We start from the raw sequence: 21,284 nt of genomic DNA on the forward strand, positions 1-21,284 counted from the left end.
GGGGGTTATTTTGTATGGTCGGCGTTTACGGGCGCGCCGAAGTGAAGGGGCAGGGCAGACGTGATCCATCGGTACTTTCTCGCGTTTTTTGTTTTTGGCGGGCTGACGGCTGCGGCTTCGCCCGTCCAGGCGAAGACCAAGGAAACGACGCTGCCGAAAGCGTCGAACTGGCTCGTCGACGCGGGCGAGAAAAGCTGCCTGCTAGCGCGCAAGTTCGGCACCGATGACAAGCCTGTCCTGCTGGGTATGCGCACTTATGGGCCGGGCTATCATTTCGAAATCACGCTGTCTGGCGCGCCGGCCAAAATTCTGCAGACCGCTGGCAAGTTCACTATCGCCTACGGAGGGGGAGAACCGCTGCCGGTCCGTTCGCACCAGATGGGCAAGAACGACGACTACGGTGTAGCCGTGATCTTCTCCAACACGCTTTCGATGACCGCACCTCCGCAAGAGAAAACGGAATTTGAGGAGGAGGACGACATTCGGCCGGCAGCGATTGATCCGGCTGTCGAGGCCCAGATCGACACCATCTCGATCGCAACGTCCCGCCAGCGTTTTATTCTTAAAACCGGCCCTATGGCGAAGGTGCTGGCGACTGTACGTCAGTGCACCGATGGTCTGGTCACCGGGTGGGGCCTTGATCCGGTGGCACAGTCCAAGCTGACCCGCCGGGTAAGGGTGGGCGATGTTTCCTGGATCGAGCACATCCAGCGGATATATCCGGCCGAACTCATGTTACAGGGCCGGGAAGCGCGCGTGAACATGCAGATCGTGGTCGACAAGACCGGCGCGGCGACGCGCTGCGATACTGCGCAGGCTTTCGCCAACACGGATTTCAAGGTCCGCGCCTGCGGCATCGTTCTCAAGGAGGCGCGCTTCCAGCCTGCGCTCGACGAGAGCGGGCAGCCTATCGATTCCTATTATACGGCGACGATCCTGTACAAGATGGGCTGAACGGTTGGGCCCGCGTCAGGGCCTCAGACGTTCATACAATCCCAGGACCACTGGAACGGGGCCGTCGGCGACCTCATGAGCGGCATAATGCGCGAAGCCGAGACGGGCAGCGAGCCGCTGAGATGCTGTGTTGCCGTCCTCGATCATGCAGGCGACGCGGCGGGGGCCGTGTTCTGTGTTGAACCAGGTGAGGGCGGCTTCCATGGCTTCGCGTGCGACACCCTTGCCGCACCAATCGGGGCGCACGATCCAGCCTGCCTCCGGCACATCATCCATTCCCACAGCCTCCCCGAAGCCGCGTAGGGAGTGGAATACGCCGCAGGTGGCGATGATATCCGGTTTGCCGGGCAGGCGCACCATGAAGCTACCGTAGCCATATAACGCCCAGGACCCAGCGTTGCGTAGGAGGCGTTCGAACTGAGGCTGGGGGGCAGGGTCGGCAGGGCCCAGGAAGCGGCGCGTTTCCTCGTCCGCGATCAGTCGGCACAGGTCGGGGAGGTCGCTTGCGACTGGACGGTGCAATTCGAAACGCTGCGTTGTCAGCATCGGCTTTTCGCTCACAGAAATTGGTCCACGGCGTGGATACAGACCCCGAAGAGTCCGCCGACCAGGGTGCCGTTGATTCGGATGAACTGAAGGTCACGGCCTACTGCGCCTTCGATGCGGTCGCTCACGGTGCGGGCGTCCCAGCGCTTCACGGTCTCGGAGACAAGGTGGACGATTTCGTCACCGTAGCGGGCGGTGACGCCCACCAGGGTGCGCCGCGCGAAGCGGTTGATCTGGCTCTGCAGGCGCGGGTCGTCGCGCAGAGCGCTGCCCAGTTCGCCCAGCATCGTCGTCAGCTGCCCACCCAGCGCCGTGTGCGGATCGCGCGCGGCGGCGATGAGCTGGTGGCGCAGGCGCTCCCATACGCCCTGCCACCACCGGCTTACCGCCGGGTTGCCGATAAGCTCGCGCTTGGCGTTCTCGACGCGGGCGCGCAGGGCCTCATCGTGTTGCAGGTCGTGGGCAAGGCCCTGCAGCATCTGCTCGACCTTCGCCTTGAGCGGGTGATCGGGTTGGACGATCATTTCGGCCAGCAGCTTGTAGAGGCCGTCCAGCACTGAATTGGCGATGCGGCTGTCGAGGCCGGTGAGGCGCAGCAGGCTGTGCGCGCGTTCGCGGATCATGGTGCGCACCAGCTCCTCGTTGGCCTCCAGCGCCTCGCCTGCCCAGCGGATCGAGCCTTCGAGCAGGGGCAGGTGGCGGCGGTCCGCGATCGTGGCCGAGAGCATCTGGCCGAGCAGGGGGGCAATCTCCACCCGCTCCAGCTGGCGGGCCATGCCGGCGCGCACCTGATTGCCAAGCCGTTCGGGGTCGAGCGATTCGAGCACGTCGGCAACAAGGTTGGCGGCGCCCGCGCGCAGGCGCGATTCGCCGCCCCGGCCGGGGTCGGACAGAAATCCGCCCGCAGCGCTGGCGAAGTTGAAGGTGTTCACCCGGCGGGCGACGACCTGTGGGGTGAGGAAGTTGTCGCGCAGGAACGCCGCCATCGAATCAGCGATGCGGTTCTTGTTCTCGGGAATGATCGCGGTGTGCGGGATCGGCAGGCCGAGCGGGCGGCGGAACAGTGCGGTGACCGCGAACCAGTCTGCCAGACCGCCGACCATGGCCGCTTCGGTGAAAGCGATAGCATAGCCCCAGCCGGGGTGTTCGCCGCCGAAGCGCCGCAGCACGATGAAGGCGACCGCCATCGCCAGCAACAGGCCTGTGGCGAACAGGCGCATGCGCTGCGCCCGGTCCTGCTGGCTGCCCTTCGATGCGAGGCTTGCTGAACTACGCCGGGCTGGCGGCAATGTGCGTTCTTCCTATTCGGCCGGGTGCGGTTGGTGAACGTCCCCGGTATGGGCCTGCGCATGGCCCTTGGGCCCGTGTTCGTTCGGATCGTACGTCAGCAGCGACTTGCGCAGCTTCGGTCCGACCCTTTTTTCGAAACCATCGGCGAGGCTGAAGGCTGCCGGCACGATGACGAGGGTGAGCAGGGTGGAGAGCACCAGCCCCCCGATCACGGTGACGCCCATCGGCGCGCGGAACGCCCCGTCGCCCGAAAGGGAGAGGGCGGTCGGGATCATGCCGGCGGTCATCGCCACGGTGGTCATGACGATCGGCTGGGCGCGCTTGTGGCCTGCGTCCATGATCGCGGTGAGCTTGTCGACGCCCTTGGCCATCTCCTCGATCGCGAAGTCGATCAGCAGGATGGAGTTCTTGGCGACGATGCCCAGCAGCATCAGGATGCCGATGTAGACGGGCATCGAGATCGGCTGACCCCACGCGGTCAGGGCCAGCATGCCGCCCAGCGGAGCGAGCAGCAGCGAGGCCATGTTCACCAGTGGCGACACGAAGCGCTTGTAGAGCAGCACCAGCACCGCAAAGACGAGGAAGATGCCGCTGACCACCGCGATGATGAAGTTGGTGATCATCTCTGCCTGCCACTTGTCCTCACCCACGGGCGCATTGGAGACGCCGGCGGGGAGGTTTTTCATGATCGGCAATTGCTGGATCGCGGCCATGGCCGGGCCCTTGATCTGCCCTTGGCCCAGGTCTGCGCCCACGAAGATGCGGCGCGACTGGTTGTAGCGCTGGATCTGCGTCGGGCCGGCGCCGAAGCGGATTTCGGCGACGCGGCTGAGCGGCACCGAGCCGCCGCTGGCGGTGGCAACCGGCAGGTTCTCGATCGTCGAGAATTCGCGGCGCGAAGTACGATCGAGGATCACCCGGATCGGAATCTGGCGATCCGAGAGCGAGAACTTGGCGGTGTTCTGGTCGATCTCGCCCATGGTGGCGATGCGGATCGTCTGGCTCAGCGCTCCGGTGGTCACGCCAAGCTGCGCGGCCAGGTCGAGGCGGGGGACGATGACCAGTTCGGGGCGCTGAAGGTCGGCGGCGATGCGCGGGGCGACGATGCCGGGAATAGCGCGCATCTGCTCGACCAGCGTCTGCGCGGTCTTGTTGAGCAATTCCGAATCGCTGCCCGAGAGCATGACCGAAATGTCGCGCCCGCTGCCGAACCCGCCAGACTGGGTGGCGAAAGTGACGCGTGCATCGGCAATGCCCTGAAGCGTGGGGGCAAGGCGGCGCTCGAACTCGATGCTGGTGGCTTTACGCTCATTGGCAGGCTTGAGCGCGATGTGCAGGTTCGCCGAGCCTTCGCCGGAAAACTCGAGCACGCGCTCGACCTCGGGCTGCTTTTCGAGCAGTTTCGTGACGCGGCCGGCGACTTCCTCGCTCTGTTCGAGGGTGGTGCCCGGCACCATCTCGATCTTGACCTGGCTGGTGTCGTCGTTGGTGTTCGGCTGGAACTGCTGGGGCAGGCCGGCGAGCAGCGCAAAGGTCACCACCAGCGCATAGATGCTGGCGCAGAAGGCGTAGAAGCGATGGTCGTGCATACGCGCGATCACGCGGTCGGTGAAGTAGCGATACCACCGGCCCAGTGCGCCCAGCACACCGGCAACACGGCGAAACAACCAGCCCAGCGCCCAGATCGCCGCAGGAATGCCGAGCGGAGCGAGGACGGCAGCGAGCACGAAGGCCGCCTTGGCGAGGCCGATCTTGGTCAGCCCCCCCTGCAGGGCCGTGAACAGCAAGGCGGCAAGGCCGAGGCCCGACCCGATGAGCAGGGCGAAGGCCAGCGTCGCTATGACTACATACCACCATGCATGCGGCTGCGGCACCAGCGCTGCCTTGCGGCGGTGCGCCTCACGGCTGTCGAGCGTCCAGGCGAGGACCTTCATGTAGAAGTCCATCGCCTTGCCGCCGCCATGTTCGGCATGGCCGTGCGACTTGAGGAAATAGGCGGCGACCATCGGGGTGATGATACGCGCGACGGCGAGGCTCATCAGCACCGCCGCGACGACGGTGAGGCCGAAAGCCTTGAAGAACTGGCCGGGGATACCCGGCATCAGGCCCACCGGCAGGAACACCGCGACGATCGAGAATGTCGTCGCGACAACGGCGAGGCCGATCTCGTCGGCGGCGTCGATCGAAGCCTGGTAGGCGGATTTGCCCATGCGCATATGGCGCACGATATTTTCGATTTCGACAATGGCATCGTCGACTAGCACCCCCGCGACAAGGCTGAGGGCCAGCAGCGAGAGGAAGTTCAGCGAGAAGCCGAGCATGTCCATGAACCAGAAGGTCGGGATCGCCGAAAGCGGGATGGCCAGCGCCGAGATCATCGTCGCGCGCCAGTCGCGCAGGAACAGGTAGACGATCACGATCGCCAGCACTGCGCCTTCGACCAAGGCCTCCATCGAGCTGGTGTACTGCCCGCGCGTATAGGTCACCTGACTGAATAGCCGGGTGATGTGAATGTCGGGGTGGGCCTTGCGGATTACGTCGAGCTTCTTCTCGGCCTCATCGTAGACCGCAACGTCGGAAGCGCCGCGCGCGCGCTCGAACCCGAAGGTGACGACTTCGCGGCCGCCAACGCGGGCGACGTCGGTACGGTCGGAATAGCCGTCCGAGACGCTGGCGATGTCGGCCAGCTTGATCTGGCGGCCGCCGCCCAGGTTGATGCGGGTCTGCGAGAGGGCATAGGCATCCTGCGCGTTGCCGAGCACGCGGACCGACTGGCGCGATCCGGCGATTTCCGCCTGGCCGCCCGCTGCGTCGACGTTGACCTGGCGCAGCACGTTGTTGAGGTCGTTCGCGCTCACGCCCAGCGAGATCATCCGGGCCGGGTCGACCACGACGCGGATCTCGCGGTTGACCCCGCCGTCACGGCTTACCGTGGCCATGCCCGGGACCGAGAGCAGCGACTTGGAGATGGTGTCGTCGACGAACCAGCTGAGCTGCTCGATCGTCATGTCGTCGGCCGCGACCGCGAAGTAGGCGAGACTGCCGCCGCCGCCGGCCTCGATCTTCGAGACCTGCGGTTCAAGGATGCCGTCGGGCAGTTCGCCGCGGACCTGATCGACTGCGTTCTTGACCTGTTGGGTCGCGACGTCGGCATTGGTGCCGACCGAGAAGAACACGATGGTGGTCGAGCGCCCTTCGGACGCGGTCGACTGGATTTCCTCGACGCCGGGGATGGAGCGAACCGCGCCCTCGACGATCTGGGTGATCTGAGTCTCGATCTCGGTCGGGGCGGCGCCCGGCTGCGAGACCCCGACGTGAACGCCGGGGAACTCGATGTCCGGCATGTTGTTCACGTCCATCCGATTGAACGAGACGATGCCCGCGATCATCAAGCCGATGAAGAAGACGATGGGAATGATCGGATTGCGGATCGACCAGGCCGACATGTTACGCATGGCTGAGTTTCCGTCCGTTACTTGCCGGTGGCGGAAACGAGCCGGGTCTTGACCTTGTCCCCGTCGTTGAGGAACCCGCCGGCGCGCAGCACGATCTTTTCGGTGCCGGTCAGCCCGGACGGGACGGTGATGCCGTTGGCGGTGACCAGTCCGGTCTTGACCGGGCGGCGATGGACTTTGCCGGCATCGTCGACGACGTAGACGAACGAACCCTTGGCATCGCTCTGGATCGCGGATTCGGGCAGCATCGGCGCCACTACCGCGCCGCTTGCGATCACGGCGCTGGCAAAGCCGCCGGGCCGCAGCGCGGCATCGTAGGGAAGGGCAATGCGCGCGGTGCCCTGGCGGGTGGTGGTGTCGATCACCGGGGACAGCTGCCAGACCTGGCCGGTGAAGGTCTCACCCGATCCTACCGGCGTCACCTTGGCCGCAACGCCTACCGACAGGGAAGAGAGGTCGCCTTCGGAAAGGTTGGCGAGCAGTTCCATCTCGCCGCCCTTGGCGAGGCGGAACAGCACGCCGGTGCCGCCACCGACAACCTGCCCCAGCTCGACATTACGTTCGAGGACGAGGCCGGCGGCGGGAGCGACGATGTCGAGGCGCGCGTTTTGGGCGCGCAGCTGGCCGAGCGTGGCGCGTGCAACGCCGACCCGCGCCGCGGCGGCATCGCGCGTGGCGGTCAGCTGGTCGATGTCCGCCTTGGAAATGAATCCGCGGTCGACGAGCTTGAGGCCGCGATCGAGGTTGGACTGGGCGATGCGCGCATCCGCTGCGGCGACCTGAATCTGGGCGGACTGGCTGGCTGCCGCCTGCGACTGCACCGAGCTATCGATCACCGCGAGGACCTGGCCCTGCTTGACCCAATCGCCCGCTTCGACGCGGATTTCGCGCACTTCGCCGCCTTCGCCGACCGAGCCGACCGGCATGGTCCGGCGTGCGGCAAGCGAGCCGGTGGCGCTGATCTCTCCGGCGACGGTCGAGCGGCCGGGAACGACGACCGTGACCACGGGAATCTGCGCGGCGTCCTTGCCGGCTTCGTCCGCGCCCTTTTCGCCGTTATGGACAACGAACCAGATGCCCACGACAAGCGCGACCACAAGGATCGCCCCGAGCCAGATCCAGCGGCGCGAGCGGCGATCCTGTTCGGCGTCGCCGGTCAGCGGATTGTGGCCCGCATCATAGGCTTCATCTTCCCCGGTGGTCATCCGGCCGGGCTCAATCTTGCTGTCGTAGTTCATCTGATCACCGCAAGCACCACACGCGCGTACTGGGCGGCGTGCTTTCCCCCCGCCACACGGCTTTCCCGCCCTTGAGGGGCAGGCTGCCGACGTGGCTCAAATCCGCTTGTTTCATATACCTGCGCAAACAGCGAGGCAATCTTCAGTCGATTCGCTGTCGACCTGCATCGACGAACGACTTCATGGCGGTGCGTGTGGTGAAAGGTGTTATATTATTGCGCTATAACGCAAAAAGACGACCGCGAAGCGCTGTTCGCGGTCGTCTTTTGATTGTTGCCGGACTAATCAGGCGCGTTCAGTACTTCTGCTGGCGCTCGTAAAGATCGCGGTAGTGTTGAATTCGGGTCACACGGAGGCCCTGCATGCCCGAGCGATCAACCGCGCGCTGCCACGAAGCGAATTCTTCCAGCGTGAGCTGATAGCGTTCGCACACGTCGTCGATCGACAACAGGCCGCCGTTGACGGCCGCGACGACTTCCGCCTTGCGGCGCACGACCCAGCGCGTGGTGTTGGCAGGCGGAAGGGAATCGATGGTCAGCGGTTCGCCGAGGGGGCCGATTACCTGGGCCGGACGGATTTTCTGGTTCTCGATCATATCACCCTCGCTCGCCGTTACCGTTCACGTCGGCGACAGTGCTATTAGTGCCATCTACCGGCTTGCCATTGCTTGAACCATCAAGGTTAACCGGCTTTAACGATGCCTGGTAAGTGGTCAGTCTGGTGGCGGCATAGTCGTCGAAGCTGCCTCGCAGATGAAGCCTTGAGGCGGCGGAATCTGCAGCCATCACGGCAAGCGTATCGCGCGAGGCGAAGAGGCGCGAACGCAGTGCCTGCCAGTCTATATGGCTGAGATCGGCGGGAAACTGGAGATCGACGAACTCGTCACCAGCGCGACCCGGCGCATCCCCTGTATTCGGGGTTAAGTGGTTACGTGCGATGTTCATGGCGCCTGCTATAGACCACGGTTGGTCAAGGGATCGTAAAGGCGCCTTTTACCCTCTGTTCACCATTGCCCGAGCGGGCGGGAATCCGGGACCGTCACGGCGCAGGTAGGAAATCGGGGCATTTGCCTGTATGGGGCGCGGGCAATGACTGTGCTTCCTGACCTTCTTTCCGGCCTTGATGCCGCTGAACTGTTCCAGCTTTCCGGCCCGCTTGCCCAGCGCAAGGTCGTCGTCGCCATGTCAGGCGGGGTCGACAGTTCGGTGGTCGCCGCGCTTGCCGCTGCCAGCGGGGCCGAAGTTATCGGCGTCACGCTCCAGCTTTACGACTACGGCGCGGCGACGGGCCGCAAGGGCGCGTGCTGCGCTGGCGACGATATCCGCGACGCGCGGGCCGTGGCCGATCGCCTCGGCATCGCCCACTATGTTTTCGACCACGAAAGCGCCTTTCGCGAGGAAGTGGTCGAGCGTTTCGCTGATGATTATCTCAATGGCCGCACCCCGATCCCGTGCATCCGCTGCAACATGGGGCCGAAATTCACCGATCTGCTGGCGATGGCGCGCGAACTGGGCGCGGACTGCCTTGCCACCGGGCACTATGTCCGGCGTGAGATGGGTCCGGCCGGTGCCGAGTTGCACCGCGCCTTCGATCCCGCGCGTGACCAGAGTTATTTCCTCTACGGCACCACCGAGGCGCAGCTCGATTTCCTGCGCTTTCCGCTGGGCGGCCTGCCCAAGAGCGAAACACGCCGGATAGCCGAGGCGGCAGGCCTCAGGAACGCCGCCAAGCCCGACAGCCAGGATATCTGCTTCGTGCCCGACGGCGACTACGCCAAAATCGTGCGCGCCGTGCGCCCCGAAGGCGAGGCACCGGGCGAGATCGTCCATGCCGAGACCGGCGCCGTGCTGGGCAGCCATCGCGGCGTGATCCACTACACCGTCGGCCAGCGCCGGGGTCTGGAAATCGGCGGCCAGCCCGAGCCGCTCTACGTTACCGGCATCGAGGCCGAGACGCGCCGTGTGCGCGTCGGCCCGCGCCGGTTGCTCGCCACCGCTTCGGCGCGGGTGGTGGAGACTAACCGAATCGGGCCGCTTCCCCACGGACCCCTGACCGCCAAGGTCCGCTCGCTGGCAAAGCCGGTGCCGGTCACGCTGGAAGGTCCGATAGGAGAGGGCGCCGAGGTCACGATCCGTTTCGAGAACCCGGAATACGGCGTCGCGCCCGGACAGGCCGCAGTGATCTACGCTGGTGACCGCGTGGTCGGCGGCGGCTGGATCGATTCTACCGAAAGCGCAGCGTCCGCATCCGAGGCCGCCTGACCCTGAACTTGTAACGAGGGAGTTGGGGGCAGCGCTCAGTCCTGCCACGGCTCCAACTGGCAGCCGCGAGCCTCGTGGAAATCGGCGCTCTGGCTGGCGAGCAGCGGCACCGAACCGGTGATCGCCTGCTTTTCGGGATCTTCCGAAAGCGAAACCCGGCGCGCGATGCCGCCCAGACCCGCCACCTTGAGGTCCCCCTCGCAGGCGGCAAGCGGGCGCTTCGAGACGTAACGGCACACACAGCCCACTCGCGCACCGTAAGCCGCGCCGACCAGCGCTTCTTCGCGCAGGCCTTGCCACGCCCAGGTCAGCCAGCCGGCCAGAACCAGTACCACCAGCACGATCAGGTTGCGGCGCCAGCGCGAGGGCTGCCTGATCGGATGGGAGGCCCAAGGGTCAGGGGTGCCGACCTTGTCCCCCGCTGCGGATTTCCCGCCTGTTGCCATTCTTCAGCGCCTCGCACATCACACCGCGCGTCATGCCGGTGCGCCGCCTCTCCCATATCCTCGCCCTCCGCGCGCTGCCAGCCCTCGTCCTGCTGGCAGGCTGTGGACAGTCTGCACCCGAAGGCCCACCACCGCCGAGCGCCAAAGCGCAGGCCGCGATCAGCGATGATGGCGGCGCCCCGCGCGAGGCTCTTGGCCGCGCGATCGACACGCTTTTCGACGACGAGACGGTAGGCCGCACCGACGCACTGGTCGTCATGAAGCGCGGCACCGTGATCGCCGAACGCTACGGCGAAGACATCAAGCCAGAAACCCGCCTGCCCGGTTGGGGCGTGGGCCAGTGCGTCACGGCGCTGATGATCGGCCAGTTGGTCAGCGACGGCCGCCTGCGGCTGAACGAATCGGCCCCCGTGCCCGAATGGCAGCGCCCGGGCGACCCGCGCGGCGCGGTTACGCTAAAGCAGCTGCTTCAGATGCGCTCGGGCCTGCGCCATGACGAATCAGCGGCTGCCGGCACCGGCATGCTCGAACGCGAATCGGACCGCATGCGAATGCTGTTCCTCGACGGGCGTGACGACATGGCCTCCTATGCCGAGGCACAGCCGCTGGAGGCCCCGGCCGGCAGGGTGTTCGAACATTCCTCGGCCAGCGCGGTGATTCTTGCCGACCTCGCGGCGCGGGTACTCTCGCCCGATCACGATCCCGGGCGGCGGCGTCAGGCGGTAAGCGATTACCTCAAGAACCGCGTGCTCCTGCCGATCGGCATGGGCTCGACCATCGTGGGCTATGACCGGGCGGGGACGATGATCGGCTCCGGCATGATCGCTTCTTCCGCGCGCGACTGGGCGAAGCTGGGCGAATTCCTGCGCCATACCGGCTCGGTGGGGGGCGCGCAGATCCTGCCGCGTCGCTGGATACAGTTCATGCTGGAGCCGTCCCCGCGTGAGCCGGGCTACGGCGCGGGCGTGTGGCTCAACCGAGCGGCGGCTGGAGAGGGGGCCAGGCTCTATCCCGGCACGGCGCCGAAAAACGTGTTCGGCTGCGTGGGCGAATATGGACAGTACGTAATCGGCTCGCCCGACCAGTTGCTGACCATCGTGCGCATCGGCCACAGCGATGCCGCGCAGGAGCGTGAAGTCCACGATCGTCTGGGATCGCTGCTGGCGCTGTTTCCCGGCGGCAAGAGCTAGCAGTATTACCTCGTCCCGGATCAAGTCCGAAACGAGGTGGATATCAAACCGTGAAGCTTTCGCCGCAGCCGCAGGCACCCTTGGCGTTGGGGTTGTCAAAGACGAAGCCGGCGGTGAAGTCATCTTCCTTCCAGTCCATCACGCTGCCGATCAGGTACAGGACCGAGGCGCTGTCGATGTAGAAGGTGCCGCCCGGCGTCACGATCTTCTCGTCGAACTTGGCTTCCTCGGAGACATAGTCGACCGAGTAGGCAAGGCCCGAACAGCCCCGGCGCGGGGTGGAGAGCTTGACGCCGATCGAACCCTCGGGCGCCTCGCCCATGAGCTTGGCGATGCGGGCCTCGGCATTGGCCGTCAGGATCACGGCGGCCGGGCGAACACGTGCAGTGGTCGTGGTCATAGCTTCTTTTCCCAGAACAGCGCGGTCCCGGCCTGCGGGTCCAGCGCATAGTCTCCATAGCCGAGGGCGGCGTAAAGCCCCTTTGCGGCATCATTGCCGCTCAGCACTTCGAGCGTGATCTTGCAGGCGCCGCGCGTCTTCGCCTCGGCCTCGACCGCCAGCATCAGCGCCCGGCCGATGCCTTGGCCGCGCTGGCCGGGCAGTACCGCCATGTCGTGGATGTTCACGAGCGGGCGGGTCGCAAAAGTCGAGAAGCCGGTGATGCAGTTGGCCAGCCCCACCGCTTCCTCACCTGCAAAGGCGAGGAGCGAGAAGGCTCCGGGATGCGCGGCAAGACCGGAAACCAGCCTCGCGCGCACATCGTCGGCAAGCCCCTGCCCGCCGCCCATCGGATCGCGCGCGTAGCTGTCGAGCAGCGCGACCACGCGCGCGGCATCGGCCGCATCGGCGTAGTCTGCCAATCGTACAGATACAGGTCGTACGGCGGCGATAGGGGCGAGCAGGCCTGTCACAGCATTCCCAGTTCCAGCTTGGCCTCGTCGGTCATCTTGGCCATGTCCCAAGGCGGATCCCAGACGAGGCTCACTTCGCAGTCGCGCACACCGGGCACTGCCGCCACGCGCATTTCCACTTCGCCGGGCATCGATTCCGCGACCGGGCAATGCGGCGTGGTCAGCGTCATCGTGACCGCGACCGAAGCCTCGGGCGAAACGTCGACGCCGTAGATCAGGCCCAGATCGTAGATGTTGACCGGGATTTCCGGGTCGAAAATCTCCTTGAGGGCGAAGATCACGCCTTCGTAGATCGCGCCGCCGGGACCGGCAGGGTCTGCCGCCAGCGGCTTTTCGGCCAGGAAACCGTCGAGGTAGTCGCGCTTGCGCTCCAGCTTTTCGCCGGTGCTTTCAGCGGGGACCTCGATGTCCTCGACGCGGGCGCGCGGCGGGGGCGGCGCGGCATCGATTTCCTCGACGCGGAAAGAGGGGGTGTCGTCACTCATCCGAAAATTCTCCGTGTGCGCTCGATTCCCTTCAGGAGCGCCTCGATATCGCCTTCGTCGCTGTAGAGGCCAAAGCTGGCCCGTGCCGTTGCTGGCACGCCCAGATGCTCCATCAGCGGCTGTGCGCAGTGGTGTCCGGCGCGGATCGCCACGCCTTCCTCGTCCAATATGGTGCCGAGGTCGTGCGGATGCACCCCGTCGAGCGCAAAACTGACGATGCCAAGGCCATCTTCCGGCCCGAACAGGGTCACGTCGTTGCGCTTGCGCAGTTCGGTGCGCAGCAGGGCGGCAAGGTCGCGCTCATGGCGTTCGGCGCGGGCCAGGCCGATATCCGAAAGCCAGTCCATCGCCGTGGCCATGCCCAGCGCTTCGATGATGTTGGGTGTGCCCGCTTCGAAGCGCTGCGGGGCAGGGGCGAAAGTGGTCTTCTCGAAGGTCACGCGGTCGATCATCGCGCCGCCGCCCTGCCACGGCTGCATGTCGTCAAGGATTTCCTTGCGCGCCCACAGTACGCCGATCCCGGTGGGACCATAGAGCTTGTGCGCCGAGAAGGCGTAGAAGTCGCAGCCGAACGCCGCCATGTCGAGCGCGAGGCGCGGGGCGGCCTGGCAGCCGTCGATCAGCAGCTTGGCGCCGACCGCATGAGCCAGCCTGGCCGCATGTTCCACGTGGAGCACCGAGCCGAGCACGTTGGAGACATGCGCGAAGGCGACCAGCTTGTGGGCCGGGGTCAGGATGCGTTCGGCGGCTTCGAGGTCGATCTGGCCGTCTGCGGTCAGCGGGCAGACGTCGATCTCGACGCCGGTTTTGTCACGCAGCATCTGCCAGGGCACGATGTTGGAGTGATGCTCCAGCACCGAAAGCAGGATCCGGTCGCCGGCCTTGAGGTTTGCCGCGCCCCAGGTCTGGGCCACGAGGTTGATCGATTCGGTAGCGCCGCGCGTGTAGACGATCTCGTCCTCGTGCGCGTTCATGAAGGCGGCGACGCGGCGGCGGGCCGCCTCGAACGCCAGCGTCATGTCGGCGGAGCGTGCGTAGACGCCGCGGTGCACTGTCGCATAGTCATCGCCCATCGCGCGCACGGTGGCCTCGATCACGGCGAGGGGTTTTTGCGCGGTGGCGGCGGTGTCGAGATAGTGCCAGTTGCCGGCCAATCCCGGGAACTGGTCCTTGATGACGAGGGTGCCAGTGGTGTCGGTATCGGTGGTCACAGGATGGCCTCCAGCCGGGCCAGTGCCGCCTCGCTCAGCGCCTCTTCGCCCGGCGCGCCGGTGAAGGCTTCCGCGATGAAGGCCTGAAGCATCAGGCGCTTGGCCTGCGGCGGGGTGAGCCCGCGCGACATCAGGTAGAACAGGCCCTGCGCATCGAGTTCGCCCACCGCGCAGCCATGCGCGGCCTTGACGTCGTCGGCGTAGATTTCCAGCTCCGGCCGGGCATTGGCGGTGGCCGTGCGTTCCAGCAGCATGGCGCGCACCGACTGTTCGGCGTCGGTGCCATCGGCTCCGCGCTCCACCGCGATGCGGCCCAGGTACGTGCCGACCGACGCGCCCGCCAGGACGGTGCGAATGATCTGCGCGGACGTGGCGTTCAGCCCGGCGTGGGTGACTTGGGTGACGACTTCCAGCGTTTCGCTTCCCGTCGCCAGCTGCGCGGCGCCCAGCGTGAAGTCGGCACCTTCGCCCAGCTTTACGTCGACCGCGATACGGCCATAGATCGGCCCCGCAGTGAGCACGCGCAGGTCGAACTTGGCGCCCTTGCCCAGCGTGATCGCTACATGGCGCGCCACTGCACCAGCGCCGGTCTCGACGATCTCCAGCGTGCCTTCAGCGCCGGCCGCGACCTCGATCTCCTCGGTCACGATCGGCCAGACGGTGCTGAGCGCCTCGATGTCCGAGTAGCGGAAGTCTTCGTCCTTGCGGCTGGGAAGGGTCAGTTCCACGTTCATGCGGCGGTCTCTTGAACCACCGCCTCGTAGCCCTCTTCCTCAAGACGCAGGGCAAGCTCGGGGCCGCCCGACTTGACGATGCGGCCCGCCGCCAAGACGTGGACGAAGTCTGGCTTCACATAGTCCAGCAGGCGCTGGTAGTGGGTGATGAGCAGCACTGCCTTGTCGCTCTTGCGCATGATGGCGTTGATGCCTTCACCGCAGACGCGCAGGGCGTCGATGTCGAGGCCGGAGTCGGTCTCGTCCAGGATCGCCAGCTTCGGGTCGAGGATGCCCATCTGGACCATCTCGGCGCGCTTCTTCTCGCCGCCGGAGAAACCGACGTTCACCGGGCGCTTGAGCATGTCCATGTCCATGCGCAGCAGGCCGGCCTTTTCGCGCGCCAGCTTCAGGAATTCGCCGCCCGAAAGCGGTTCCTCGCCGCGGCCCTTGCGCTGGGCGTTCGCCGCCTCGCGCAGGAACTGGACGAAAGACACGCCGGGAATCTCGACCGGGTACTGGAAGCCCAGAAACAGGCCGGCGGCAGCGCGCTCGTGCGGCTCCAGCTCGAACAGGTCCTGATCGTTGAAGGTAGCGCTGCCGCCGGTCACTTCATAGCCCGGACGGCCGCCGAGGGTGTAGCCCAGCGTCGACTTGCCCGCGCCGTTGGGGCCCATGATCGCGTGGATCTCGCCCGGATTGATGGTGAGCGAGAGGCCCTTGAGGATCGGCTTGTCGGCGACGGTTGCCTGCAGATTTGTGATTTCGAGCATGATTATACCTCGTCGCTCATGAACGTGTTGGCCCCGTATGAACTGGGCGCGCGCGAGGCGACTTTCTTGCGGGCGTTGCGCTTGTCGAACGGCACGGCCAGTTCGGTGGTGATTTCGCGCAGGACGCTGGCGACGTTGCCCAACACTTCCTCTTCCGAGAAGCGCAGCACGCGGATGCCGACTTCGATCAGCTTGCGGTCCTGCAGTTCGTTGACGTCGGGATTGGCGTCCTCGGCGCTCAGCTGGATCACGATCCAGCGCGAGGGGCAGGCGAAGTCGACGATCGCCGAGCCGACGATCGACTGGCGGATGAACTTCACACCGGCCTGCTTCGAGCCGGACAGCTCTGCCCACAGCGCCTTCTGCGCGTCGGTGGGGTTGCGGCGCTGATCCCTTGCACGCTCCTTGAGCGTTTCGAGGCGAGCGCCGGTCACGGCGAAATTGGCCTTTACGTCGGCCTTGGGGCCGCTCTCGTTGCGGCTGATGCCCAGGGTCTTGCGGGCGGCGGTCATGGATTTTGTCCTTCGATACGGGTGAAGGGGAGCGCGGGTGTTATCACCCTACGCTGCCCTCGAGACTGATACCCAGCAGCTTCTGCGCCTCGACGGCGAACTCCATCGGCAACTGCTGCAGCACTTCCTTGGCGAATCCGTTGACGATCAGCGCCACTGCGCTCTCGGTGTCGAGGCCGCGCTGCATGGCGTAGAACAACTGGTCGTCGCTGATCTTGCTGGTGGTCGCCTCGTGCTCGATCTGGGCGCTGGGATTGCGCACCTCGATGTAGGGCACGGTGTGAGCGCCGCATTCCTTGCCCAGCAGCAGCGAATCGCACTGGGTGAAGTTGCGGACGCCTTCGGCATTCGCGGCTACGCGCACGAGGCCGCGATAGGTGTTGTTCGACTTGCCGGCCGAAATGCCCTTCGAGATGATCGTCGAGCGGCTGCCTTTGCCGTTGTGGATCATCTTGGTGCCGGTATCGGCCTGCTGGTAGTTGTTCGTCACTGCGACCGAGTAGAACTCACCCACGGAGTCCTCGCCGTTGAGGACGCAGCTGGGATACTTCCAGGTGATCGCGGAGCCGGTTTCCACCTGGGTCCAGCTGATCTTGCTGCGTGCGCCCTGGCACAGGCCGCGCTTGGTGACGAAGTTGTAGATGCCGCCCTTGCCCTCGGCATTGCCGGGATACCAGTTCTGGACGGTGGAGTACTTGATCTCGGCATCTTCCATCGCGACCAGTTCCACCACGGCAGCGTGGAGCTGGTTCTCGTCCCGCATCGGGGCGGTGCAGCCCTCCAAGTAGGAAACGTAGGAGCCCTTCTCGGCGATGATGAGAGTCCGCTCGAACTGGCCCGTGTTCTCCGCATTTATACGGAAGTAGGTGCTCAATTCCATCGGGCATCGCACGCCTTCGGGAATGTAGACGAACGTGCCGTCCGAGAAGACCGCGCAGTTCAGCGTGGCGAAGTAGTTGTCGTTCATGGGCACGATCTTGCCCAGCCACTTCTTCACCAGCTCGGGGAATTCGCGAATCGCTTCAGAGATCGAGCGGAAGATGACGCCCGCCTGCTCCAGCTCCTTGCGGAAGGTAGTAGCGACCGAAACCGAATCGAACACGGCGTCCACGGCGACCTTGCGCGCGCCCTCGACGCCGGCGAGCACTTTCTGCTCCTCCAGCGGAATGCCCAGCTTTTCATAGACACGCAGGATTTCGGGATCGACTTCGTCGAGGCTGGCCAGCGTGTCCTTCTTCTTGGGCGCGGCCCAGTAGTAGGATTCCTGGTAGTCGATCGGAGGCACGTTGAGCTTCGCCCAGTCCGGCGGGGTCATCTCCAGCCAGCGGGCATAGGCCTTCAGCCGCCAGTCGAGCATCCACTGCGGCTCGTCCTTCTTGGCCGAGATGTAGCGGATGGTATCTTCGGACAGGCCCTTGGGGCCGTATTCCTGCTCGATATCGGAAGACCAGCCGTGTTCGTACTCGGCCGCGCGGGCGGCGGCATCGTGCGCAGCCTGGTCACGAAGGGGGGCCTCACGCTCGGCCATGCGGATGTTTTCCTCGGTCATCTCAAACTTCCTCGACGAGCTGGGTCAGCACGACCTGGGCAAGCGCGCCGCGAACGGCGGCATTTACCTGCGGCCAGTGGCCCTTCACGTTACAACCTTCTTCCAGCGTGCAGTCGCTCTTGACGCGGTCGAGGCAGGAGGTGAGCGCGATGGGCCCTTCTACCGCCTCGACAATGTCGGCAAGCGAAATCGCTGCCGGTGGGCGGGCCAGCTTGAGCCCGCCGCCGACGCCCCGCGACGAGCGCATAAGGCCGGCTGCGGTCAGCTTGCTGACCAGCTTCTGCACGGTCGGTACCGGCAGGCCGGTTTCCTCCGCCAACTGGGCGGCCGATATGCGCGCGCGTTTCCCACCGGCCTGCTCTATCAACGAGCAGGTGCCGCAATGCCGCGCTGCGGCGGACATGATGACGACCGCGTAGTCGGCCATGCTGGACAGGCGCATAACGGTATTTTTCCGAACCTGTGACTAAATCGGATCAAATTGTTCCGATTTCACCTAGTGCAGCACGGCTCCAGTTTCAATGGGCGTTTCGCACAGGAATTGCGGGATTCGGGCCGCCCCTTAGCGTGCCTCGACCGACTCGCAAACCATGGAAAATCTATCCACGCGAAATTCGGACCGCCGCCGGGTCTGTGCGAATCGCAGAAAAAAGGCGGTTCCCGACCGAAGCCGAAAACCGCCATCAAGGTAATAAAGAACTCGAGCGCATCCCGCTACGAGCCCTTCGGGTCGCAGGGATCGTGTATGCCCCGGCTCGGGGGATTTATTGTATAAACGCGACACTGTTCGCTCCTGCGAAAGGCTAACGATCTTTTTCATCTTGCGACCGCAGCAAGAAGAAGCGTTTGAGCAACACCTCGCGTCCCGTTATGCGACAGCGTGCTTTACTCACTGCTCAGACCCGCCCTTTTCCGAATCGATGCCGAGAAGGCTCACGGCCTAGCGCTCTCCGCGCTCAGGCTTGCTGCACCTGCGCGCGCGCCGACTTACCCGCCGTCGCTGGCGAGCGAGGTGGCGGGAATCGTCTTCCCCAACCCGGTGGGCATGGCCGCCGGGTTCGACAAGGATGGGGAAGTGCCCGACGCGCTGCTGCGGATGGGCTTCGGCTCTGCCGAGGTCGGCTCCATCACCCCGCTACCGCAGGCCGGAAACCCCCGCCCGCGCCTGTTCCGGCTGGTAGAGGACCGCGCGGTCATCAACCGAATGGGCTTCAACAATGGCGGCGCGCAAGTCGCGGTAGACCGCCTCGAAGCGCGCGTGGGCAAGCCGGGCGTGCTGGGCATCAACATCGGCGCGAACAAGGATTCGACCGACCGCGTGGCCGACTACGCGATCATGGCGAAGCTGATGGCGCCGATCGCGGGCTATCTTGCGGTCAACATCTCCAGCCCGAACACGCCGGGCCTGCGCGCGCTGCAGGACGAATCGGCGCTGACCGGCCTGCTCGACGCGGTGATCGAGGCGCGCGACGCGGCCTGCCCCGAAGGCAAACGCCCGCCGGTGTTCCTCAAAGTGGCGCCCGATCTGGAACCCGCCGACATCGACGCGATTGCCCGCATCGCCATCGACAAGCGTCTTGGCGCGCTGATTGTATCCAATACGACGATTTCGCGCCCCGCCCTGGCTTCGGTCCACAAGGGCGAATCCGGCGGACTGTCCGGGGCCCCGCTGCGCGATTTGGCCCAGCAGCGTCTGCGTGATTTCCGCAAGGCGACCGGCGGCGCGGTGCCGCTTGTCGGCGTGGGCGGCATTGCCAATGCCGAGGACGCCTGGGCCCGCATCCGGGCCGGGGCGAGCCTGGTCCAGCTCTACAGCGCGATGGTCTATGAAGGGCCGATGATCGCCCGCAAAATCTGCAAGGGTCTGATCACGTTGATGAAGCGCGACGGCTTCTCGTCGATTGCAGAGGCGGTAGGAAGCGAATAGTCATTCCCGCGATGTCCAGAAGTCTGACCCTGGGGCTGCTTGCTCCTCTCGCCCCGATCGCGCTGACTTTGGGTGGCTGCGCCGCTACTACGGCCAGCGTACCTGCCTCTGTTTCGACAGCAAAAGAGCCCGCGGTTTTCGACGCGGGCATGGTCAGCGCGGCAGACCCGCGCGCCGCCGATGCCGGGGCCGAGATCCTGCGGCAGGGCGGCACCGCCACCGACGCGGCGATCGCGACGATGCTGGCGCTGAATGTGGTCGAGCCGCAAAGCTCGGGCATCGGCGGCGGCGGTTTCCTGCTGCTGGCCGATGAGCAGGGCCACGTCGAATCGTGGGATGGCCGCGAAACCGCACCCAAAGCCGCGACTCCTTCGCGCTTCCTCGATGCCTCGGGCCAGCCGCTGCCGTTCCGTAACGCGGTGATCGGCGGCCGCAGCGTCGGCGTTCCCGGCAATATCGCCATGGCTGCAAAGGCCCATGCCGGACATGGCAGGCTTCCCTGGGCGCAGCTGTTCCAGCCCGCCATCCGCCTTGCCCGCGACGGCTTCATGCTGTCGCCGCGCGGCTATAACTCGCTTGCCCGTTCGGCTGACAGCGGTGCGCACGATCCGCAGGCCCGCGCGATTTTCTACGGCGCAGACGGCAAGCCGCTGCCGCAGGGCACCACGATCCGCAACCCCGCGCTCGCCGCTACGCTGGAGATGCTCGCCGCCAAGGGGCCCGAGGGTTTCTACAAGGGCGAACTCGCCCGCGAGATCGCCGCCAAGGTCGCCGCCGAAACACCGTCCGACGGCAAGATGACTGCGGACGACATAGCCGCCTTCACCGCGAAGCAGCGCCCTGGCGTCTGCGCGAAGTACCGTGTCTACAAGATCTGCAGCATGGGTCCGCCGTCCTCCGGCGCGACCACGGTGCTGGCGACGCTGGTGCAGCTGGAAGGCTTTGATATCGGCGCGCTCGGCCCCGATTCGCCGGTCGCCTGGCACCTGATCGCCGAATCGCAGCGCCTTGCCTATGCCGACCGCGAGCTGTTCCTTGCCGACCCGGACTTTGTCCCGGTGCCGGTCAAGGCGCTGCTCGATCCCGCCTACCTCCATCGGCGCGGCGCGCTGATCGCGGCGGACAGGACGATGGCGAAGGTCACGGCAGGCCTGCCTGCGCCGCATCTGGCGCTGGGCAAGGGCTATGAGGAGCATGGCACCTCGCACTTCGTCGTCATCGACCGGCAGGGCAATGCCGCTTCCTGGACCTCGACGGTGGAAAGCGCCTTCGGTTCCGGCATCATGGTCGGCGGCTTCTACCTCAACAACGAGCTGACCGATTTCAGCTTCGTGCCCGAAAAGGACGGCGCAAAGGTTGCCAACCGGGTCGAGGGCGGCAAGCGGCCGCGCAGCTCGATGGCGCCCACGCTGGTCTACGGGCCGGACGGCAAGCTGCTGCTGGTCGTCGGTGCGGCGGGCGGGGCGACGATCCCGGTGCAGGTGATCCGCGCCCTGATCGGTGTGCTCGACTGGAAGCTGCCCGTCGACAAAGCGCTGGCGCTGCCGGTCCTCTTTGCTCCGACCGACACCATCAACGTCGAGAAGGGATCGAAACTCGAGGCGATGATCCCGCAGCTAACCGCGCTTGGCCATGGTTCGGTCCGGGCGCTGGAGATGCCGCTCAAGACCAATGCGGTCGCGGTGGTCAATGGCCGTCTCGTCGGGGCGGGAGATCCGCGTAGCGAAGGTGTCGCGGTCTCTCAATAGAGGGCGCCGGCAAGGCGGTTGTCGCAACCTGCGCAGCCCCCTAGACGTTGCACAAACTCGGAACGCTGAGAGGA

The 21,284-nt window shown here is 65.6% G+C and carries 21 protein-coding genes; 5 read left to right on the top strand and 16 right to left on the bottom strand.

The window, feature by feature from the left end; all coding sequences use genetic code 11:
* Window positions 1–60 precede the first annotated feature (60 nt).
* A complete protein-coding gene (locus tag GVL61_RS11220) occupies window positions 61–954 on the top strand; it encodes an energy transducer TonB (protein WP_159979961.1) in 894 nt (297 codons plus the stop codon).
* Window positions 955–969: 15 nt separating this feature from the next.
* On the opposite strand, the gene GVL61_RS11225 is transcribed toward GVL61_RS11220, so the two are convergent.
* The 6 genes from GVL61_RS11225 to GVL61_RS11250 form a co-directional block, all read right to left on the bottom strand.
* Window positions 970–1,500: a GNAT family N-acetyltransferase gene (locus GVL61_RS11225; RefSeq protein ID WP_159979963.1), complete on the bottom strand. Its 531-nt coding sequence runs from the start codon at window positions 1,498–1,500 to the stop codon at window positions 970–972.
* Window positions 1,501–1,511: 11 nt separating this feature from the next.
* Window positions 1,512–2,720 (bottom strand): DUF445 domain-containing protein, encoded by a 1,209-nt coding sequence (locus GVL61_RS11230; protein ID WP_159979965.1) that lies wholly within the window; start codon window positions 2,718–2,720, stop codon window positions 1,512–1,514.
* A gap of 81 nt (window positions 2,721–2,801) precedes the next feature.
* Complete coding sequence (locus GVL61_RS11235) at window positions 2,802–6,245, bottom strand: efflux RND transporter permease subunit (RefSeq protein WP_159979967.1); 3,444 nt, start codon at window positions 6,243–6,245, stop codon at window positions 2,802–2,804.
* A 17-nt stretch (window positions 6,246–6,262) separates the two neighbouring features.
* On the bottom strand, window positions 6,263–7,483 hold the full coding sequence (locus GVL61_RS11240; RefSeq protein WP_159979969.1) for an efflux RND transporter periplasmic adaptor subunit: 1,221 nt from the start codon (window positions 7,481–7,483) through the stop codon (window positions 6,263–6,265).
* 295 nt (window positions 7,484–7,778) lie between these two features.
* Window positions 7,779–8,078 carry a DUF1153 domain-containing protein gene (locus tag GVL61_RS11245; protein ID WP_159979971.1) on the bottom strand — a complete coding sequence of 100 codons (300 nt, stop codon included), beginning with the start codon at window positions 8,076–8,078 and terminating at the stop codon, window positions 7,779–7,781.
* Between the two features lies 1 nt (window position 8,079).
* On the bottom strand, window positions 8,080–8,427 hold the full coding sequence (locus GVL61_RS11250; RefSeq protein WP_159979973.1) for a hypothetical protein: 348 nt from the start codon (window positions 8,425–8,427) through the stop codon (window positions 8,080–8,082).
* Between the two features lie 144 nt (window positions 8,428–8,571).
* Between GVL61_RS11250 and mnmA the strand changes: the two genes are divergently transcribed.
* On the top strand, window positions 8,572–9,744 hold the full coding sequence (gene mnmA, locus GVL61_RS11255; RefSeq protein ID WP_159979974.1) for a tRNA 2-thiouridine(34) synthase MnmA: 1,173 nt from the start codon (window positions 8,572–8,574) through the stop codon (window positions 9,742–9,744).
* Between the two features lie 35 nt (window positions 9,745–9,779).
* Here mnmA and GVL61_RS11260 read toward each other — a convergent pair whose 3' ends face one another.
* On the bottom strand, window positions 9,780–10,190 hold the full coding sequence (locus GVL61_RS11260; RefSeq protein WP_200844751.1) for a hypothetical protein: 411 nt from the start codon (window positions 10,188–10,190) through the stop codon (window positions 9,780–9,782).
* 32 nt (window positions 10,191–10,222) lie between these two features.
* Here GVL61_RS11260 and GVL61_RS11265 point away from each other — a divergent pair, with 32 nt between their 5' ends.
* A complete protein-coding gene (locus tag GVL61_RS11265) occupies window positions 10,223–11,380 on the top strand; it encodes a serine hydrolase (protein ID WP_159980096.1) in 1,158 nt (385 codons plus the stop codon).
* A 43-nt stretch (window positions 11,381–11,423) separates the two neighbouring features.
* On the opposite strand, the gene GVL61_RS11270 is transcribed toward GVL61_RS11265, so the two are convergent.
* Genes GVL61_RS11270 through GVL61_RS11310 form a run of 9 tightly spaced genes read right to left on the bottom strand, consistent with a single transcriptional unit; the run spans window position 11,424 to window position 17,977 of the window.
* Complete coding sequence (locus GVL61_RS11270; protein WP_159979976.1) at window positions 11,424–11,780, bottom strand: iron-sulfur cluster assembly accessory protein; 357 nt, start codon at window positions 11,778–11,780, stop codon at window positions 11,424–11,426.
* A complete protein-coding gene (locus tag GVL61_RS11275) occupies window positions 11,777–12,241 on the bottom strand; it encodes a GNAT family N-acetyltransferase (RefSeq protein WP_235037639.1) in 465 nt (154 codons plus the stop codon). The genes GVL61_RS11270 and GVL61_RS11275 overlap by 4 nt, the downstream gene beginning before the upstream one ends.
* Before the next feature lie 47 nt (window positions 12,242–12,288).
* Entirely contained in the window at window positions 12,289–12,777 is a 489-nt protein-coding gene (locus GVL61_RS11280) for an SUF system Fe-S cluster assembly protein (protein ID WP_159979978.1), read from the bottom strand.
* Entirely contained in the window at window positions 12,774–13,931 is a 1,158-nt protein-coding gene (locus tag GVL61_RS11285; protein WP_235037644.1) for a cysteine desulfurase, read from the bottom strand. The genes GVL61_RS11280 and GVL61_RS11285 overlap by 4 nt, the downstream gene beginning before the upstream one ends.
* 53 nt (window positions 13,932–13,984) lie before the next feature.
* Window positions 13,985–14,722, bottom strand: a complete 738-nt coding sequence (locus tag GVL61_RS11290) for a SufD family Fe-S cluster assembly protein (protein ID WP_159979982.1) — start codon at window positions 14,720–14,722, stop codon at window positions 13,985–13,987.
* Window positions 14,719–15,474, bottom strand: a complete 756-nt coding sequence (sufC, locus tag GVL61_RS11295) for a Fe-S cluster assembly ATPase SufC (protein ID WP_159979984.1) — start codon at window positions 15,472–15,474, stop codon at window positions 14,719–14,721. The genes GVL61_RS11290 and sufC overlap by 4 nt, the downstream gene beginning before the upstream one ends.
* 2 nt (window positions 15,475–15,476) lie before the next feature.
* Window positions 15,477–15,986, bottom strand: coding sequence for an endonuclease domain-containing protein (locus GVL61_RS11300; RefSeq protein ID WP_159979986.1), 510 nt, complete (start codon window positions 15,984–15,986; stop codon window positions 15,477–15,479).
* Window positions 15,987–16,029: 43 nt separating this feature from the next.
* Window positions 16,030–17,535, bottom strand: coding sequence for a Fe-S cluster assembly protein SufB (gene sufB, locus GVL61_RS11305; RefSeq protein ID WP_159979988.1), 1,506 nt, complete (start codon window positions 17,533–17,535; stop codon window positions 16,030–16,032).
* Between the two features lies 1 nt (window position 17,536).
* Window positions 17,537–17,977, bottom strand: a complete 441-nt coding sequence (locus GVL61_RS11310; protein ID WP_159979990.1) for an SUF system Fe-S cluster assembly regulator — start codon at window positions 17,975–17,977, stop codon at window positions 17,537–17,539.
* Between the two features lie 438 nt (window positions 17,978–18,415).
* Here GVL61_RS11310 and GVL61_RS11315 point away from each other — a divergent pair, with 438 nt between their 5' ends.
* Together GVL61_RS11315 and ggt are read left to right on the top strand one after the other, a co-directional pair.
* Window positions 18,416–19,462, top strand: coding sequence for a quinone-dependent dihydroorotate dehydrogenase (locus GVL61_RS11315; protein WP_159979992.1), 1,047 nt, complete (start codon window positions 18,416–18,418; stop codon window positions 19,460–19,462).
* 11 nt (window positions 19,463–19,473) lie between these two features.
* On the top strand, window positions 19,474–21,210 hold the full coding sequence (gene ggt / locus GVL61_RS11320) for a gamma-glutamyltransferase (RefSeq protein WP_159979994.1): 1,737 nt from the start codon (window positions 19,474–19,476) through the stop codon (window positions 21,208–21,210).
* The last annotated feature ends 74 nt before the right edge of the window (window positions 21,211–21,284 follow it).

The organism is Novosphingobium sp. 18050 (genome assembly GCF_902706195.1).
Taxonomy (GTDB): Bacteria; Pseudomonadota; Alphaproteobacteria; order Sphingomonadales; family Sphingomonadaceae; genus Novosphingobium.

Bases quoted from the DNA above. Each gene is read 5' to 3' on its own strand.
- GVL61_RS11225 (WP_159979963.1), bottom strand. From the start codon at position 1,500: ATGCTGACAACGCAGCGTTTCGAATTGCACCGTCCAGTCGCAAGCGAC.
- GVL61_RS11230 (WP_159979965.1), bottom strand. From the start codon at position 2,720: ATGCGCCTGTTCGCCACAGGCCTGTTGCTGGCGATGGCGGTCGCCTTC.
- GVL61_RS11235 (WP_159979967.1), bottom strand. From the start codon at position 6,245: ATGCGTAACATGTCGGCCTGGTCGATCCGCAATCCGATCATTCCCATC.
- GVL61_RS11240 (WP_159979969.1), bottom strand. From the start codon at position 7,483: ATGAACTACGACAGCAAGATTGAGCCCGGCCGGATGACCACCGGGGAA.
- GVL61_RS11245 (WP_159979971.1), bottom strand. From the start codon at position 8,078: ATGATCGAGAACCAGAAAATCCGTCCGGCCCAGGTAATCGGCCCCCTC.
- GVL61_RS11250 (WP_159979973.1), bottom strand. From the start codon at position 8,427: ATGAACATCGCACGTAACCACTTAACCCCGAATACAGGGGATGCGCCG.
- mnmA (WP_159979974.1), top strand. From the start codon at position 8,572: ATGACTGTGCTTCCTGACCTTCTTTCCGGCCTTGATGCCGCTGAACTG.
- GVL61_RS11260 (WP_200844751.1), bottom strand. From the start codon at position 10,190: ATGGCAACAGGCGGGAAATCCGCAGCGGGGGACAAGGTCGGCACCCCT.
- GVL61_RS11265 (WP_159980096.1), top strand. From the start codon at position 10,223: ATGCCGGTGCGCCGCCTCTCCCATATCCTCGCCCTCCGCGCGCTGCCA.
- GVL61_RS11270 (WP_159979976.1), bottom strand. From the start codon at position 11,780: ATGACCACGACCACTGCACGTGTTCGCCCGGCCGCCGTGATCCTGACG.
- GVL61_RS11280 (WP_159979978.1), bottom strand. From the start codon at position 12,777: ATGAGTGACGACACCCCCTCTTTCCGCGTCGAGGAAATCGATGCCGCG.
- GVL61_RS11290 (WP_159979982.1), bottom strand. From the start codon at position 14,722: ATGAACGTGGAACTGACCCTTCCCAGCCGCAAGGACGAAGACTTCCGC.
- sufC (WP_159979984.1), bottom strand. From the start codon at position 15,474: ATGCTCGAAATCACAAATCTGCAGGCAACCGTCGCCGACAAGCCGATC.
- GVL61_RS11300 (WP_159979986.1), bottom strand. From the start codon at position 15,986: ATGACCGCCGCCCGCAAGACCCTGGGCATCAGCCGCAACGAGAGCGGC.
- sufB (WP_159979988.1), bottom strand. From the start codon at position 17,535: ATGACCGAGGAAAACATCCGCATGGCCGAGCGTGAGGCCCCCCTTCGT.
- GVL61_RS11310 (WP_159979990.1), bottom strand. From the start codon at position 17,977: ATGCGCCTGTCCAGCATGGCCGACTACGCGGTCGTCATCATGTCCGCC.
- ggt (WP_159979994.1), top strand. From the start codon at position 19,474: ATGTCCAGAAGTCTGACCCTGGGGCTGCTTGCTCCTCTCGCCCCGATC.